Source organism: Mycolicibacterium arcueilense (assembly GCF_058536225.1).
This window is the reverse complement of record NZ_JBZTYL010000026.1, coordinates 254,057-270,968: the sequence shown is the minus strand read 5'-3', so window position 1 is coordinate 270,968 and position 16,912 is coordinate 254,057. Positions and strand designations below refer to the sequence as shown.

Annotated in this window: 13 protein-coding genes; 6 read left to right on the top strand and 7 right to left on the bottom strand. The window is 66.5% G+C overall.

What is annotated here, in order from left to right:
* Positions 1-21 precede the first annotated feature (21 nt).
* Together AC4LGL_RS25485 and AC4LGL_RS25480 are read left to right on the top strand one after the other, a co-directional pair.
* Positions 22-1,431 carry a short-chain fatty acyl-CoA regulator family protein gene (locus tag AC4LGL_RS25485; RefSeq protein WP_491841184.1) on the top strand — a complete coding sequence of 470 codons (1,410 nt, stop codon included), beginning with the start codon at positions 22-24 and terminating at the stop codon, positions 1,429-1,431.
* A gap of 88 nt (positions 1,432-1,519) precedes the next feature.
* A complete protein-coding gene (locus tag AC4LGL_RS25480; RefSeq protein WP_491841183.1) occupies positions 1,520-2,215 on the top strand; it encodes a DUF2275 domain-containing protein in 696 nt (231 codons plus the stop codon).
* Between the two features lie 4 nt (positions 2,216-2,219).
* Here AC4LGL_RS25480 and AC4LGL_RS25475 read toward each other — a convergent pair whose 3' ends face one another.
* The gene (locus AC4LGL_RS25475; protein ID WP_491841182.1) at positions 2,220-2,858 is read right to left on the bottom strand and encodes a DUF5134 domain-containing protein; all 639 of its coding nucleotides are present in this window, start codon (positions 2,856-2,858) and stop codon (positions 2,220-2,222) included.
* A 156-nt stretch (positions 2,859-3,014) separates the two neighbouring features.
* Between AC4LGL_RS25475 and AC4LGL_RS25470 the strand changes: the two genes are divergently transcribed.
* From AC4LGL_RS25470 to AC4LGL_RS25460, 3 genes are all read left to right on the top strand, one after another.
* On the top strand, positions 3,015-4,970 hold the full coding sequence (locus AC4LGL_RS25470) for a cytochrome c oxidase assembly protein (protein ID WP_491841181.1): 1,956 nt from the start codon (positions 3,015-3,017) through the stop codon (positions 4,968-4,970).
* Between the two features lie 278 nt (positions 4,971-5,248).
* Positions 5,249-5,560: a WhiB family transcriptional regulator gene (locus AC4LGL_RS25465; RefSeq protein ID WP_491841180.1), complete on the top strand. Its 312-nt coding sequence runs from the start codon at positions 5,249-5,251 to the stop codon at positions 5,558-5,560.
* A gap of 29 nt (positions 5,561-5,589) precedes the next feature.
* The gene (locus AC4LGL_RS25460; RefSeq protein WP_491841179.1) at positions 5,590-6,069 is read left to right on the top strand and encodes a hypothetical protein; all 480 of its coding nucleotides are present in this window, start codon (positions 5,590-5,592) and stop codon (positions 6,067-6,069) included.
* On the opposite strand, the gene AC4LGL_RS25455 is transcribed toward AC4LGL_RS25460, so the two are convergent.
* A complete protein-coding gene (locus AC4LGL_RS25455) occupies positions 6,039-8,357 on the bottom strand; it encodes a heavy metal translocating P-type ATPase (RefSeq protein ID WP_491841178.1) in 2,319 nt (772 codons plus the stop codon). The two genes, AC4LGL_RS25460 and AC4LGL_RS25455, sit on opposite strands and share 31 nt — an antisense overlap.
* A gap of 86 nt (positions 8,358-8,443) precedes the next feature.
* Between AC4LGL_RS25455 and sigC the strand changes: the two genes are divergently transcribed.
* Positions 8,444-9,010 carry an RNA polymerase sigma factor SigC gene (gene sigC / locus AC4LGL_RS25450; RefSeq protein ID WP_082449030.1) on the top strand — a complete coding sequence of 189 codons (567 nt, stop codon included), beginning with the start codon at positions 8,444-8,446 and terminating at the stop codon, positions 9,008-9,010.
* Here sigC and AC4LGL_RS25445 read toward each other — a convergent pair.
* The 5 genes from AC4LGL_RS25445 to fadD10 form a co-directional block, all read right to left on the bottom strand.
* Positions 9,007-10,467: a PepSY-associated TM helix domain-containing protein gene (locus AC4LGL_RS25445; RefSeq protein ID WP_491841177.1), complete on the bottom strand. Its 1,461-nt coding sequence runs from the start codon at positions 10,465-10,467 to the stop codon at positions 9,007-9,009. The two genes, sigC and AC4LGL_RS25445, sit on opposite strands and share 4 nt — an antisense overlap.
* Positions 10,468-10,540: 73 nt before the next feature.
* On the bottom strand, positions 10,541-10,885 hold the full coding sequence (locus AC4LGL_RS25440; protein ID WP_491841176.1) for a heavy-metal-associated domain-containing protein: 345 nt from the start codon (positions 10,883-10,885) through the stop codon (positions 10,541-10,543).
* A gap of 3 nt (positions 10,886-10,888) precedes the next feature.
* Entirely contained in the window at positions 10,889-15,106 is a 4,218-nt protein-coding gene (locus AC4LGL_RS25435; RefSeq protein WP_491841175.1) for an AMP-binding protein, read from the bottom strand.
* Positions 15,093-15,338: an acyl carrier protein MmaB gene (mmaB, locus tag AC4LGL_RS25430; protein WP_135358990.1), complete on the bottom strand. Its 246-nt coding sequence runs from the start codon at positions 15,336-15,338 to the stop codon at positions 15,093-15,095. The genes AC4LGL_RS25435 and mmaB overlap by 14 nt, the downstream gene beginning before the upstream one ends.
* Positions 15,331-16,905 (bottom strand): fatty acid--CoA ligase FadD10, encoded by a 1,575-nt coding sequence (gene fadD10, locus AC4LGL_RS25425; protein ID WP_491841174.1) that lies wholly within the window; start codon positions 16,903-16,905, stop codon positions 15,331-15,333. The genes mmaB and fadD10 overlap by 8 nt, the downstream gene beginning before the upstream one ends.
* Positions 16,906-16,912: the final 7 nt, after the last annotated feature.

Genomic DNA, 16,912 nt, shown 5'->3' with positions numbered 1-16,912 from the left:
ATCGGGGTAGCCTCGGCAGCGGTGACGAAGACATTCGCCGGCGCCCGTCTGCGACGGCTACGTGACGAGAGAGGCCTCACGCAGGTCGCGCTGGCGCGTGCGCTGGGACTGTCGACGAGCTACGTCAACCAGCTGGAGAACGATCAGCGTCCGATCACGGTCCCGGTGTTGCTCGCCCTGGCCGACCGCTTCGACCTGCCGACTCAGTACTTCACACCCGATGCCGACGCCCGGCTGGTGTCGGATCTGCGCGAGATTCTGGCCGACGGCCCGACCACCTCGACCCAGATCGAAGAGCTCGTCGCACGCATGCCCGAGGTGGGCCAGGCAATGGTCACCATGCACCGCCGGTTGCACGACGCCACTGCCGAGCTGGAGGCCGTCCACGGCCGCACCAACCTGGATGCACAAGCCGGCACCCAGCAGCCGATGCCGTTCGAAGAGGTACGTGATTTCTTCTACGACCGGCGCAATTACATCGATGCGCTCGACCGCGCCGCCGAGGACCTGTTCACCCGTCACCGTCTCCAGATCGGCGGCCTCGACCGGCAACTGGCCGATCTGTTGTCCACCGAGTTCGGCATCTCGGTGATCGTGGACAACGGAGATGTCCTGGGGTCCAACGTCAAACGCCGCTACCAGCCCGAAGCCGGCACACTCCACGTGGCGCGATGGCTGCTGCCCGGCCAGCGCGCATTCCAGCTCGCCACCCAGATTGCCCTGCTGCTGCACTCTGAGCTGATCAACTCCATCGTGGCCACCGATGACCAGTTGAGCTCGGAGGCAAGGGATGTCGCACGGATCGGCCTGGCCAACTACTTCGCCGGCGCGCTGTTACTCCCCTACCGGATGTTCCTGTCCGCCGCCGAGGATCTGCGCTACGACATCGACCAGCTCGCCCGGCGGTTCGAGATGGGGTTCGAGACGATCTGTCATCGGCTGTCCACCCTGCAGCGGCCGGATGCGCGTGGCGTGCCGTTCATCTTCGTTCGCACCGACAGCGCGGGAAACATCTCGAAGCGGCAGTCCGCCACCGCCTTTCACTTCTCCCGGGTGGGCGGAAACTGTCCGCTCTGGGTGGTGCACCACGCGTTCTCCCGTCCCGGCGAGTTCTTGACCCAGGTCGCTCAGATGCCTGACGGCCGGAACTATTTCTGGATCGCGAGAACGTCGGCGTCGGCACCGAGCCGATATCTGGGTACACCCAAGAGTTTCGCCGTCGGGCTCGGCTGCGATCTGAGCCATGCCCACAAGCTCGTCTACTCGGCGGGCATCGATCTGAGCGATCCCGAAGCCACGGTGCCCATCGGCGCGGGTTGCCGGATCTGTGACCGACCGGCCTGCCCGCAACGGGCGTTCCCCTATGTGGGCAGACCGGTGCAGGTCGACGCGCGCACCAGCAGCAATCTGCCCTACTCACCGACGGTGTGACCGACGCTGTCGACGTTCGGGGCGGTGGAGCCCAGCAGGTGTGCAATCCGCGAGGTCAATGCGGGAGAATGGCCCGGTGGACTGCGTAGTGGCACGAGAGGCGCTTTCGGCGCGCCTCGATGGGGAGCGTGAGCCGGTCCCCTCTGCCCGCGTCGACGAGCATCTGCGTGACTGCCGGGAGTGTGCCGACTGGTACGACCGGGCGGGAGCGCTCGGGCTGCAATTGCGCGACCTGGCCGACACCGGACTGATCGGTGCCGTCAGCGGACGCCCGAACCGCAGGGCCAGTGCGCTGAGCGGACTCTGGCACCGGCTGAGCCCACACCTGTTGACCACCGCGATCATCACCATCGGGATCGTCCAGCTCGGCTTGGCGGTCGCGCAGGTGGCAGGCATCAATTTCGGGATGGTTGCCGCCCACCACGGCTCTGCCAGCGGAGCCCACTTGCTGAACGAGTCCACGGCGTGGTCGGCGGCGCTGGGAATCGCGACGATTGCGATGGCCTTCCGCCGTCGAATCGCGCCCGGTCTGGCCTGCGTGCTGGTGATCTACTGCGGATTCCTCACCTACTACGTGGTGTCGGATGCGCTGGCGGGACTCGTCACCCCGGTCCGGGTCCTGAGTCATGTCCCGGTGGCGCTGGCTGCGATCGTCTCGATCTGGGCGTCGCGCACCAAGCGACCGAATGACCCGTCGCCCAGGGCGCATGGTGAGGACGACGTATCGGGCCAGGCTGCACCGACCCGTCGTCACCTCCGCGCCGCGGATGACCCGGCCGCCTGAGCCGTTACACCATCACGCCGAACATGATCGCCATACCGGCGGCCATCATTGCCCGGCATAACGTGCCGAAATGCGAGAACGGCGAAGTGTCGGACTGCTGACGTGCCGCGAAGTAGCGGTACAGCCACCCGGCGGCGGCGATCACGAAACCGATGATCAACAGCCAGTTGACGGCAGGGATCCAGAGCGGCGGCTGCGCCGCGACGTGTTCCATGGCCATCGCCGTGCCGCCATGGTGTCCGGCCATGTGCATGGCATGCATGTCCTGACCGCCTGCGGCGACCGTTTCGGTATGGCGCCCAAACACATTGCCGTTCATGGCGGCGTACATCCAGGCCATCGCCAGCATCATCGCGGCGTGATAGCCGTCGACCACCCGCCCGTGGGTCGTCGCGGACCTCAGCACGCCGGCCAGGAACCAGACCGCGGCGCCCACGAAGAAAAACATCGGGCCGAGTGTGGGCAGTTCGGTCCCTCGCGGCCAGGCCATCACCATCATTGCGATGGCCATCGCCATATGCAGCAGCTGGCTCATCACAACGCTCGGCCTGCCACGCGAGCCCACCAGCGCGTAGGCGCACTCGACCGCACTCAACGCGAACAACCCCGTCACAACCCAGCGGAGTGCAAGATCGGCGATCATTCCGGGTCCTGTCTACAAGAGTGTCGGGGGTCTTCGTCTCTTGGTCGCAGACGAGAGTGCCAGAGTTCCCGCACTCACCAGCACTACGACACGTTGTCGTAGAATCGCATGGCCGCGACGTTTGGTTCGTTTGCGCGGCGGAAGGCCGGTTCGACTATGGCGCGTGTGCGCATGTCCACTGCGGCCGGGGTGTGGCGGGGACGCCTGACACTGCTCGGCATCGTCGCAGGTTGCACTGTGGTGTTGTCCATGAGTGGTGCGCACCTGGGCGCGCAGCGGCTGGCCGCTGCAGGCATCGCTGACCCGGGAACCGCCACCAGCGCAGCTCGGCTGCTCGGGCACTGGGCCGGCACTTTGGCGGCTGTGCTGTGCGTAGGGGCACTCGTCTGGATTGTGACGACCGCGACACCTCGCGACGACGGACGGATCGACGCGGCAACCTTTCCGGTGCATCTGCTTGTCGAACGCATCGCCATCGTCTGGGCTTGCTGCGCCACCGCGATGATCGTCATCTCGGCGTCCGCCGACGCGGGGATTCCCGTCGGCCGGCTTGTCTCCGGGCCCGGCCTCGGTAGCACCATCGCGGCCTCAGAGGTCGCCCGCGGCTGGTGCGTGACAGCGATATGCGCGCTGGTGTTGGCGGTCGGCGTGCGGTTCACGCTCCGCTGGATCGGTCATTGTGTGGCACTGCTGCCTGCGTTGATCGGCGTGATCGCGGTACCGGTGACCGGGAACGCCGGGCAGGGACCGGATCACGACATCGCCACGAGCGCCGTCATCGTGTTCTCGGTGGCGATGGCGGTGTGGGCCGGAACGAAGATCGTCTCCGCGGTACTACAGGACGCCGTGTTCCGACGCCGGATCCAGGCATTGCAGGTGACGTGCGGTGCGGTCGCCCTCGTCTACGGCGCACTCCTGGCCACACTGATGTTGGGCGGTTTGCCGATCCTGGGGTCGGCCTACGGGCAGGCCGTGGTGGTCGCCGGGGTGCTGCTCGCACTGGTGTGGGTCGGCGACGGCGTACTCCTGTTGGCGCGGCGCACCCCGTCGCGACTGGTCGACAGTGTGTCCGCGGCGGCGATGATCGTCGTCACCGCCGCAGTGGCGCTCGCCGCGAACAGTGTGCCTCCCCGATTCACGGTCCACGAGTTCACCACGTGGGACGTCTTTTTGGGCTACCAGCTCGATGCGCCGCCGAGTCCGGTCAGCCTGATGACCGAGTGGCGGTTCGACCCCCTGATCGGGACCGCAGCCATCGTGCTTGCACTCGGCTACCTCGTCGCGGTGGTTCGGCTGCGGCGACGAGGTGACCAGTGGCCGGTGGGACGCACGATCGCCTGGACTCTGGGTTGCGCCGCCTTGCTGATCACCACGAGCTCCGGAGTACGGGCCTACGGATCAGCGATGTTCAGCGTGCACATGGGCGAACACATGGCACTGAACATGTTCGTCCCGGTACTCCTGGTGCTCGGCGCACCTGTCACGCTCGCGCTGCGGGTGCTGCCCTCCACGCCGAAAGACGAAACGCCTGGTCCCCGCGAGTGGCTGGTGTGGTTCGTGCACGCCCCGGTGACGCGGTTCCTGTCTCACCCAGTGACCGCGTTCCTCTTGTTCGTCGGATCGCTGTACCTCGTGTACTTCACGCCCCTGTTCGACACCTTGATCCGGTATCACTGGGGCCACGAGTTCATGAGCGTGCATTTCCTGCTGACCGGCTACCTGTATTACTGGGGAATCATCGGCATCGACCCAGGTCCGCGGCGACTCCCCTTCCTGGGGCGGCTCGGGCTCCTGTTCGCGGTGATGCCGTTCCATGCCTTCTTCGGCATCGCCACGATGACGATGACCTCGTCTCTGGGCGAGAGCTTCTACCGGTCCGTCAATCTACCTTGGTTGCAGAGCATTTCGGATGACCAACATCTGGGCGGCGCCATCGCGTGGGGCTCGAGCGAGCTGCCGGTGATCATCGTGGTGATAGCCCTGGTCGCCCAGTGGGCACGTCAGGACCGCCGGGCGGGTGCACGCGAGGACCGCCACAGCGATCGCGGGTACGACGACGAACTCGACGCCTACAACGCCATGCTCAGCGAGCTCGCTCGTAACCGGCGTTGACTCCTAGGTCATTCGGCAGCGTCGGAACCGCACGTGCAGTTGCTCCCGCAGGTGCAGTTTTCACACGTACAGTTCGGGTTGTCGCACTTGGCCGACTCCGCGGTTTCATTGCTGGTCATGCATATGAGGTTACGCCCAAGGGTTGCCGATCAGGCCACAACGGAACTAATCACGTCGTGCTCCCGACCAATCAGCAGGGCCATCGAGAACCGCAGTGCGCAACTGCCTCTCGTGCCCGCACTGAAGGCGTAGCTACGAGCCGTGGGGGAACCACAACCATGCAGCAGTCGCATCGATTGCCCGCGCCCCGGGTGGAACTGTGGGAGTGGCAGCGGCTGGGACGGTGCCGAGATTCCGGGCAGGCGATCTTCTTCTTCGGCCCGGACGGGGAAGATCGGCGCACCCGGAACCGAAGGGTTCAGCAGGCCAAGCGGGTGTGCGCAGACTGCCCGGTACAGTCGACATGTCGTGACCATGCGCTCGCCGCAGCCGAGCAGCACGGTATCTGGGGCGGCCTGACCCCAAGCGAACGCGACGCGATTCTCGAGGATTCGCCGCCCCGCCACGCCCCTATGGTCCAGGCCAGGTAGTCAAACACATTGATGAGCGAGGTATCTCGGTGACGACGAGGCAGACAAGCGACGCGATCGAGACCGAACTACGGGCGATCGAGCGCCGGGTCTTCGAAGACGTCTGGATCAGCACCACGCGCGCCCGCGCTCTGGCCGCACTTGCCACCGCTCTGACGGTGAGCGCCGTGGCACTACAGGCGACCGGCGCGGCACCTGCCGGCGGTACGCGCAACGGGCACTGGATATCCCTGGTGGCGTTCTCCCTGTTCGCCTTCGCGGCATCGGGATCGGCATTCGCTCTGCTGCGCCGCCGATTTCGATGGTGCTGTATGGCGATGTGCGCGTCGGCTGTCGCCACCGTGGTCGGCGCCGGGGCGTTCTGGTGGCATCACACCACACATACCGCTTCCTGGATTCCGGCAGCACTGGGCACGCTCACCGTTGCGGCACTGACCGCAGCATGGCTGGGTGTGTGTCTGGCCCCGCTGGCCTCGTCTCAGCCGGATATGCGCGCTGCCGGCAACTGAGCGTCACCGAACGTATTCGGTTGCATCGTGCCGTAATTGCGCAACCGCAGGCTGTTCGAGACCACCAGGAAAGACGACACCGCCATCGCCGCACCGGCGATCAACGGGTTCAGCAGGCCGGCCGCGGCGACCGGGATGGCCGCGATGTTGTACCCGAAGGCCCAGATCATGTTGACCCGAATGGTCCGCATCGTCGCCCGGGCCAGGCCCAATGCCTGCGGCACCGAATCGAGGTTGTCGCGAACCAGGATGATGTCGGCCGCGCCGATGGCCACGTCAGTCCCGCGGCCGATGGCCAGGCCCAGGTCTGCACAGGCCAACGCGGGACCGTCGTTGATCCCGTCGCCGACCATGGCCACCACCCGGCCCTGGTCGCGCAGCTTCTCGATCGCGCCGACCTTGTCCTCCGGCAGCACCTCGGCGACGACATCGTCGATGCCCACGGCCGCGCCGATCGCGGCGGCCGTGGCGGCGTTGTCCCCCGTCAGCAGCATGGTCTTCATGCCCTCGGCGTGGAGCTGAGCGATCGCACCGGCCGCCGAATCCTTGACGGCGTCGGCGACACAGATGGCACCGCGGACGGCATCGCCGCAGGCGACGAACACCACCGTCTGCCCCCGTGACTCGCCGAGCTTGCGGGCGGCCGCCAGATCGGCGGGCACCACCCGGTCCCGGGTCACCCAGGCCGGACGCCCGACCGCCACGGCAACCCCATCCACCGAACCGGTCACACCGTGGCCGGCGAACGCCTGGAAGTCCTCCACTGCGGCGATGTCCCGACCCGCACGGGCGGTGACGATCGCATGGGCCACCGGATGCTCGGATGCCGACTCGACCGCCGCCGCATATGCGAGAACGTCGTCCTCGTCCCATCCGTCGCCCGCTGCGACGACGACGGTGATGACCTGGGGCTGTCCGGTGGTCAGGGTGCCGGTCTTGTCGAAGACGACCGTGTCGACGGCGCGGATGGCCTCCAGTGCGCGATGGCCCTTGAGGAAGATGCCGAGTTGAGCGCCCCGCCCCGAGGCCACCATCATCGCCGTCGGGGTCGCCAACCCCAGCGCGCACGGGCAGGCGATCACCAGGACCGCCAGGGCAGCCGATACAGCTCGGTTGACATCTCCATCGGCCAGCAGCCAACCGATCGCGGTTGCCGCGGCGATCACGAGCACACAGGGCACGAATACCGCGGCGATGCGGTCAGCCAGTCTCTGCGCGTCGGCCTTCTGTGCCTGCGCCTGCTCCACGAGGCGGACCATCCCGGCGAACCGGGTATCGGGTCCCACCGCGGCGGCCTCCACGACCAGGCGACCGTCGAGGACGACGGTGCCACCCACGACACTCGAACCTTCGTGGGTCTGGACCGGTTTCGATTCTCCGGTCATGGCGCTGACGTCGACCGCGGCCGCCCCGCTCACCACGAGACCGTCGGCCGCGATGGCCTCACCAGGACGGACGACGAACCGCTGCCCCTCTTTGAGCTCGTCCGCGGGCAACACCAGTTCGCCGCCATCGGCAAGCAGCACCGTCACCGACTTGGCGCCCAGTGCGGCAAGTGCGCGCAGCGCTCCTCCGGCGCGCGAGCGTGCCCGGGCTTCGAAGTAGCGGCCGGCGAGTACGAAAACCGTTACGCCCGCGGCGACCTCGAGGTAGATCGCATCGCTGCCGAGCAGCGCCTGCCAGATCCCCGCAGCGTGGTAGGTCTGGTGATCGAAGAAGATCGTGTACATCGACCACACGGTGGCCGCGGTCACGCCGATGGAGATCAAGGTCTCCATGGTCGAGGTGCCGTGCCGGGCGTTGCGCAGCGCAGTGCGGTGGAACGGCCATGCCGCCCACGTCACGATCGGTGCCGCCAACGCGGTGAGCACCCACTGCCATCCGGCGAAACGGGTGTCGGGCACCACGGCAAACATCACCGACAGATCGGCGAGGGGAATGAACAACACGGCGGCGATCGCGAGGCGCCGGAGCAGGCTGTGGGCATGGTCGGCATCGGGGTCGACGTCGGTCGTCGAGCGCTCGGTACGGGGGGCCGCCTGGTAACCGGCCCGCTCGATGACCGAACACAGCTGCTCGACACCGATGTCCGGGGCGGCTTCCACCGTGGCGACGCGTGTGGCGAAGTTCACTGACGCCCGTACCCCGTCGACCTTGTTGAGTTTGTTCTCCACGCGGGCAGCGCAGGCCCCGCACGACATTCCTGTGACGTCGAGCGCAATGCGCTGAGTCACCTCTTTGTCGGGGACAGTTGCTGTTGTCACCACCACTCCCAATTGCTCACTCATCACGTCGGTGGCCTACAACACCGACTGACGTCACCGATTACATAGTCGGTCCAGCCCGATGCCGAGTTCCCGGGCGTCATCGAATAATGTCGATGGCTGTGACTACCGAACGCAGCGAGGATCACGTTACGCGGCTGGCCTTCGCCGCCGGCCGCGGTGATTCGGCGGCGCTCGAGCAATTCATCCGGGCCACCCAGACCGACGTCTGGCGAACGGTCGCCTACCTGGGCGATTCCGGGTCTGCCGACGACCTGACTCAAGAGACGTTCATGCGCGCCATCACCGCGCTGCCCCGGTTCAGCGGCCGGTCCTCGGCCCGCACCTGGCTGCTGTCGATCGCTCGGCGGGTCGTGGTCGACCAGATTCGGCACAAGCAGAGCCGGCCGCGGACACAGCACGGAGTGGACGTCGAGCAGGTTCTCGAGAGCTACCGCCCGGTGGGTGGTTTCGAGAAGATGGTCGAGATTCGCCTTCTGTTGGACGGACTCGATCCCGACCGGCGGCACGCGCTGTTGCTGACCCAGGTCCTCGGCTTGTCCTACGCGGAAGCGGCCGAGGTGTGCGGCTGCCCGGTCGGCACCATCCGTTCACGGGTCGCCCGCGCCCGCGAAGACCTGATCGCGGCGGCCGAACGGGACGATCTGACCGGCTAGCGTTGCCGGCGGTGCTGTCGCCATCCCGCAACGACGTCCACGGCCACGAACACCACCAGGCTGACACCCAGCAACGGGATGAACCAGCCGACGGCGGCGGCCAGAAGGACCACCGCGACCGCCGCGCCGGGCGGTAGGCCGGTGAGGACACCGCGACGCGGTGCAACACCCACCAGGGCGCGGCCGGCGGTGGGCCGGCGGTGCCACCACAGCAGGTAACCGCGCACGATCACGGTGACCAACGCGACCGCAAGGCCAAACAACACGAGCTGGTTGGCGACCCCGAACAGCAGTCCCATATGCAGCTGGATGCCCCATGCGGAAAGCTTTGCCGCCAAGGGCCAGTCGGCGAACCACGAGATGTCGGTCACCTTTGCGGAGGTTCCGTCGATCGCCACTGCGTTGTTCGACATCACCCAGGGCTGCCGGGTCTGCGCCACGGTGAACGCGGTGTGCGGGTCGGCGGGAATCCCGACCTCGACATTGCCGCCGACCCCGGCCTCGCGCGCGGCCTTCAGCACCCTGTCGATGTCGCCCACCAGCGACGCGTCGGCCGCGTGTGCGGTGGCGGGGGCCGCAACACCGTGATGCCCCTCGTGACCGGACATGGGGCCGGGCACATCTGCGGGTGCGCCGCCGAGCGTCGTCGACACGGTGGGTGTCGTCCACGACAGCGCGGCACGCAGAGCGGTCACGTTGTCGCCGGCGAACCGTGACCAGGTGAGGCCCGTGGCCGACAGGAACAGCAATCCGACGGCGATCCAGATCCCCACCGCCCCATGCCAGTTCAACGCGCGTGCTCGACCCCGGAGGGCGCCGTCGAGCATCAACAGCCTGGGCTTTGGGCCACCGCGCCGCGACATCCGCCGGTATCTGCCCCACCACAGGAACACCCCGGCCAGTGCGATCAGCCACAGCCACGACGCCGCGAGTTCGCTGTACATGCGGCCCGGCTCGCCGAGATGCAGGCTGCGGTGCATCTGATCGATCCAGGTCCGCAGTGGCAGTGCGCCGCTGCTCCCGTACACCGTGAGTTCCCCGTGCGAGGCGCCCGTCACCGGGTCGATGAAAACGGCATGCCGTTCGGACTCACCCAAAGACGGATCGTCGAACATGACGCGCGTGGTCTCACCCGGCCCGGTTGCCGGACGAACCGCGGTGACCGCGAGATCGGGCCGCGCGGCCTGGGCGGTGCGGATCTGTTCGGCGACCGGCAGCATGTCACCGCTGTTGTGGGTTTGAAGTTGATCCCGGTAGACGAACTGCTCAATGGTGGGTGCGATCGCGTACAGGCCGCCACTGATCGCCGCGATCAGCAGGAAGGGCCCGACGAAGATCCCGGCATAGAAGTGCAGACGCAGCAGGAACGCGCGGTAATGCGTGGTCCCGGCCGGTATCGAGATCGGTGGTTCCGGTGTCGTGGTCTCATCAGTGGCTGTCGACGGGTTCTCGCCCATGGCTCCTCAGCGGTCGAACGGTTCCTCGATAAGAGTGGTCGTTCGCGCCGCCTCGACAGTTCCCGACAGAAATTCAGCCGCCCATGTGCCCGACGGTCACCCAGCGGACGGCCCTCGAGACCAAGGAGCGTTTCGGGGACGGCTCCTCGAGTGCGGATTCGGGAGCGGTGCGCTCTTCGGCGTGGTAGCCGGCCTGCTCAACGGCATCGCAGAGGTCGGCCACACTGATGTCGGGGCCGGCATCGATGGTCGCGATCTTGGTGGAGATGGCGACCGAGGCCTGCACCCCGTCGATCTTGTTCAGCGCGTTCTCGACTCGGCGCGAACACGCTCCGCAGGACATTCCTGTCACGTCGAGTCGGATCCGTCGGGTACCTGATGTCTCGGTACGGTGTGCGGCCACGTCTGTCACTGCCATCCCTCACTGTCTAACGGCGTCTGGTTGATAAGTCGTTGCGCAAGCGGGTTGAGTTCCCGAGCATCCCTGGGTGAGCAGTGCCCGCACCGACGGCGGTACCGCCACGAGCTCGCCGACGAATCGCACATCCAGCGGCAGAGCCGGATACGCGGAGAGGTACTCCGCATAGGTGCGTCCATCGAGCTGCTGGCCCAACCCGATCCACGCGTCGATCACCGACCAACGCCGCGGATTGGCTCTTGCCCAATCGCTTTCGTCCAGCCGGCGCTTCCACTCGTGACTGTCGACCTCTTCGGAGGCAATCGTGCCGAGCAACTGCCGGTAGGCCACCGTCTGCCCGCGCATCACCTCGATCCCGGAACCCAGCTCGTCCGGCCCACCGAACTCGGGCAATCTGCGAAGTATGCTCTCCGCCGCCGCGCGGCCGGTCGTCACTTCCTCGATCAACTCCAGCACCGGATAGGCCTGTAGCGCACGGCAGGCATCGGCAACGGCCACCAGGATGTCGGCGGACCCGCGCACTTGCTCGGCTGTTCCCAGAACCCGGGGCAGGCGCACGATGGTGAAGTCGAGGTCTCGACCGGCCCCGACCACTGCCAGTTCCGCGAGGGCCTTGGAGGCCGCGTAGGGGTACGGAGCCCGACGCGGGTCGACGACTTGTGGCGAGGAGACGTCCGCATTGACGACATAGGACGACAGGTGCACCAGCCGGGCACCGGTCGCCGCACACGAATCGGTCATCGTCGCCACCAATTCCACATTGGCCGTACGGAGTTCGCGGTAGGGAACCACGACGTTGGTGTTCCCAATGCAGTTGACGACGGTCTGGGCACCGGTCTCGCGGATCAGCGCCTCCAACTCGAGCGGACCGAAACCGTGGACGAGGGGCTCGATGCGGACGCCTGGCGTGCCGCGAAGCGCTGGCCAGACCTCGTTGTCGGGTAGGGCCGATCTCATGGCCAGCACCACGTCGGGGCGCGGCGCAGCCGACCGGGTGAGCTCCAGAATCGCCTCGGCGAATCCGGTGCCCAGCACTCCGGACGCACCCACCACCAGGACGGGCTCCGCACCATGGGCTGATGGTCGCCGCGGTTTCGGTGCCGCAAGGGCGCCCCGCGTCGACAGAGCGGTGAAGTCGCGCTCGATCTCTGTCGCCGTGTCGGCGTCCATCCAGTCGCCGATGACCGACATGTCGTCCACCAGGTTCGCCGCGGAATCGGCACTGATGAGGTCCAGAATCGACACCTGCCGACCGAGATACGTGCGGGTATCGGGCAGGATCCGCACGAGATCCAGCGACCCGATGCCTTCCCGCAAGAGCGACGCATGCGGTGTGATCGACCGCTCGAGGCGGGCGCTCCAGAGGGTGGCGAGACCAGTTGCCAGTTCGCCGTGTTCATCGACGTGGGTTCCCGAGCCGGGTGCAACAGATCTCGGCAGCCTCGCGGTGTCGATCTTTCCGCCGGGCTTTCGCGGAATGCTCGCGACGCTGGACACAGAGAACGACGGCACCCGCGAATCCACCAGGATGTTCCTGATACGCGCTGCCGCAGCGAGGTCTTCATCACCGTCGCGGGTTCGCTGGGTTTCGAACCAGACCCCCAGACCGCCGTTGTGAAGCTCGACGGCAACGTCGACCACGGTCGGGTCGGCACCGATGCGTCGGGTGATCTCGGCGGTGTCGACGCGCTTGCCCGCGATCTTGACGATCGCGTCCTTACGCCCCGCGAACATCGGGTATCCGTCGCCGTCGATCGTCACCCGGTCCGCAGTCGAAAAGGCCCGCTGCCGCCGGCCGTCGGGCGTCACGACCCAGCCAAAACTGGCACTGTCCACACCGAGGTAGCCGCCGGCCACCATCTCCCCCATCACCACGACTTCGCCGAACGCGATCACCACCGCATTCGGAACGAGTGGTCGGCCCAGGCGACGGCGTGCACCGTACGAGATCACCTGGCCGCCTTCGATGATCGGCAAGTAGGTCACCACAACGGTGGTCTCTGTCGGGCCATAGCTCGACACCAGCGACACATTCTCGGCGCCCGCCGTGTTGATCCACTTGTCGACGGCGGTCGGACGCACCGGCTCGCCGCCGATCACAATCTGTCGGAGTCGAGAGCCACCGACTCCGGCGATCGCCTCGACATCCTCACCCCACAGCTGCCACAACGCGGTGGGCAGATCGACGATGGTGGCTCCACTTTTCACCAGATCATCGGTAAGAGCCTGCAGATCAGCGCCTTTCACTGCGGCTGAACGAACGACACTCGCCCCGGCCAGCGCGGTACCGAACACTTCTTCGACGCTGATATCCGATGTCAGCGGCGCACATTGGAGGACTGTATCATCCGGTCCCCAGCCATATGCCCGGGTCGCACCGACGCAGAACGCCGCGAGTGCACCGTGGCTGACGTGCACGAGTTTGGGTTCCCCGGTCGATCCCGACGTCGGCATGACGTAGGCGGTCCTGGTAGCGAGGTTCGGGTCCATTGCCGTCTGTTCGACACGGGCCTCCACCAGCCGGCGATGGTCCCCGCCGGGACGCGGCAGGATGGTCGCCGATGCGAGATCGACGATGTGTGCCGAGATCCCGTTGCCGGATCGGTTGATCCGTTCGGCCCGCGATTCCAGCTGATCATCGCGGTCGCAGACGCTGTACCCGCAGCCCGCCAAGTGACACCCGAGCAAGAGGCCGATGGTCTTGTCGGTGCCGTCGTCGGTGAACACCACCACATCGCCCGGTGCCACGCCGATTTCGAGCAGCCAGGCGATCGAGGAATCGACGTGGGCGTGGCGTCGACGACATTCAGCGGCGGTCTCGGGGCGGTCGAGAAACCACGCGGATGCCGACGGTGCCGCAGGCTCAGATTCTTCCGCAACCGGGCACAGTGACCCGTCCTTGGCAACCGGTCGCCATGCGCCGACCGTCATCGCGATCGGGGAATCCCACATCGCCGGCATCGATTTCAGGGCGGCCGCGATCCGGGTCGCCACGTTCGAGACATTCTCCCGGGGTGGATCGGGCCGATTCCACGTGTTGAGGGTCAGTGTGCGGCGGTCCTCGTCGAGCACCGCCGCCACGGTGATGCCCTCTACCGGTCCGATATCCGACGTCACCGGTGCGTCCGACAAGAACGGCGCCAGTTCAGGCGCACAGGGCTCACGCAGAAAATTGAGCGTCAACGTTTCCACCGAGATGGTCCGATTGATCGCCAGATACATTCGGCGGTAGCGCTCTTCGCGTAGCCACCGGCGCCGGCCGGCCTTGACATAGCCCCGGTCTACACCACGCACCACGTCGGCCACCGAGGCGTACGGAGAGAATCGGACCGGCTGCGCCATCGAGTTGACCAGGCACGTCGCGACATCGAGGTCAGGATCACCGAATCGGTTGTCGACCGCATGTACCAGCAGGCTCTCGGTGGTGTGACGAAGGCTCGCGTCCACCGCCGTTGCCGCCGCGGCGACGAGCATGTTGAGCGGGATGTGCTCCCGGGACGCCACATTGACAATCTGGTCGTAGTCTTCGCCGCGGATCACCGCAGTTTCGACGAGAACCCCTCTGGCCGCGGTGATGGGAACGTCGGCGGCACGTCCGTGGCGGCCCTCCTCGGCGCCCGCGGAGAGCTCCCGCTGCACAACGGAGGTGAGCCGCGCGAGAGATTCGTCGATCCGGGTCGCCTCTCGGCGGTGAGCGGTGGCGATACCGCTCAAACCGGCGCGGACACAGGCGGGGTCACCGAGGTCGGCACCGGAGAGGAAGCGCCCCAGGTCGGCTTCGATGATGCCGATCGCTCCCCCGTCGAGCAGGATGTGATGTGCGTGGGCAGCAAGGCCGATCACCAGGCCACTGCCGTCGAGATGCACGGTATAGCGCGCCAATGGCGTAGCGCAGATGCCCGATTCCCACTCGTACGGCAGCTCGGCGAAGGCGTCACTGCCGGACATGTGCACGACATCGTCGGCGTCGAGCCGGGGCACGAGCTCGGGATAACTGCCGGGTTCGGATGGCTCCGCCAGCACACACAGCAGAATCGGGTTGGCGCGGATGGACTTCCGTAGAGCGGCCAGGAACTCCGTCTGCGGCATCGGACGCAACCGGTAGTGCCTTCCGATCAGGTACAGACGCGGATCAGCGTCCTGCAGCACCCCGTTGTAGATGTTCTGCTGTGATCGGCTCAGCGGAATCCGTTGCGGATGAGGCCCTTCAGACAGGTTCACCCAGCTTCTCCAACTCGTGGACCCATCCCGCGAGCGAAAGGTTTTCCGCCAGCCGCCGCGAAACATCCGATTCCCGATCGATGCCGAGCTGCTTCATCAACAGTACGAAGCGAACCGAGTCCAGCCCGAGATCTCGTAGGTCGGTGGCGTCACCGTCGATGAGATCTGACTCGTCGACGTAGAGCACCTCAGCGAGTGCAGCGAGGATTCTGCTTCGCGACGTCTCACCCACCGGTTATCACACCCAAGGCCGCCCGCCTGATCTTGCCGGACTGGGTGCGTGGAATCTCCTGCACGAACCGGATTGTCGACGGCCGGGCCATCGGCTCCGATTCCTCCCGGAAGCGGGCCGCAATGGCGTGTTTGAGCTTCCTGGCTCCGGGATCGTCGATGTCCATCGACGTCACCACGGCCAGACCCACCAGCGCGCCGAACTCTTCGTCGGGGATCTCGAAGCAGGCTGCCTCTTCGACGCCCGCCACCCCCTCGGCGATTCGATCAACCTCATCGGGCGCGATGTTGACCCCTCCGGAGATGATCATCTCCGACGACCGCCCCCTGATGTAGAAGAAGCCATCGTCGTGACGATCGAGAAGGTCTCCGGTGTTCACCCACCCGTCGACCAGGGCTTCGGCGGTGCGGTCGGCGTCTTCCCAGTACCCCAACATGTTCGCCGGGGACTTGATCCACAGCGTGCCCGAAGATGCCGAACCGGAGGAGGACCTGGTGGGCGGACCGCTGCCGTCACCGTCCAGGTGGACCTCCACGCCGGGATACGGCCGCCCGACCGCCCCAGCTTCGATCCTGGCGATCGACCCGTCCTCGGTGGGAAGACACAATGCGGTGCAGCCTGTTTCGCTGAGCCCGTATACCTGAGCGGTATGAACCCCGGCAGCTTCGACAAAGCTGACATCGGAGGCAACCGCACGGGATCCCCCGTAACCCACCATGCGCAGTGCTGGCGGGACCGGTTTTCCGGCGGCCCGCAGTTCGGCCACGAGACGGGTCAGGAGCGTGGGCACCAGGCACGTCGTTGCGACGTCGTTCGCGGTGAGGATCTCCGCGATCGACGCGGAAGTCTCACCGCCGGTGATGCAGAGGCCGCCCTGCATCAGGCAATTGAGGATCCACCAGAGACCGCCGATGTGCGTCGCGGGCAACGGTGAGTAGGTCGTTTCGCCGACGACCCAGTCAACCCAGGTCAATTGCTCGCGCTGCAGTATGTCGGCAATGGAGTAGAAGGTGCGGTTGGGCAACAACACGGCTTTCGGCGCACCGGTGGTGCCGCTGGTGAAGATCATCGCCAGCGGATGATCCGCTCCATCAAGGTTGCCGGACGACGGATCTGACACGGGTTGGTCAGCGCGGACAGCCGCGCCGGCGACGATGGTGACCTCGAAGGCAGGGATTTCCCGGAGAGAACTCGAGAGATCAGACCGCTGCAGCCGGCAACCCGGTGCGATCAGAATCGCAGCGGGGTTGGTGATCTCGCCGAACCGGTCAACGGTCGCCGGAGGCAACCCGCCGTCCACCATGACCGCGATCGCGCCCACTGCCGCACAGGCCAGCACGGACAGGTAGGTCTCGGGTCCATTGTCCGAGACGACGAACACACGGTGTCCCCGGGCGACCGATCGGGAGGCGAGATCGGCTGCCAGCCTGTCCACTTCGGCCATCAGCTCCCGGTACCGAATCGAGCTGGTTCCGTCGCAGCGACGGAGGGCGATCGCCTCGGGACGTTGTCGCGCCCGCTCAGCGATGCGTTCCAGCACCGTGGATGGTGGGGGTGTCATAGCCATCTTGCTC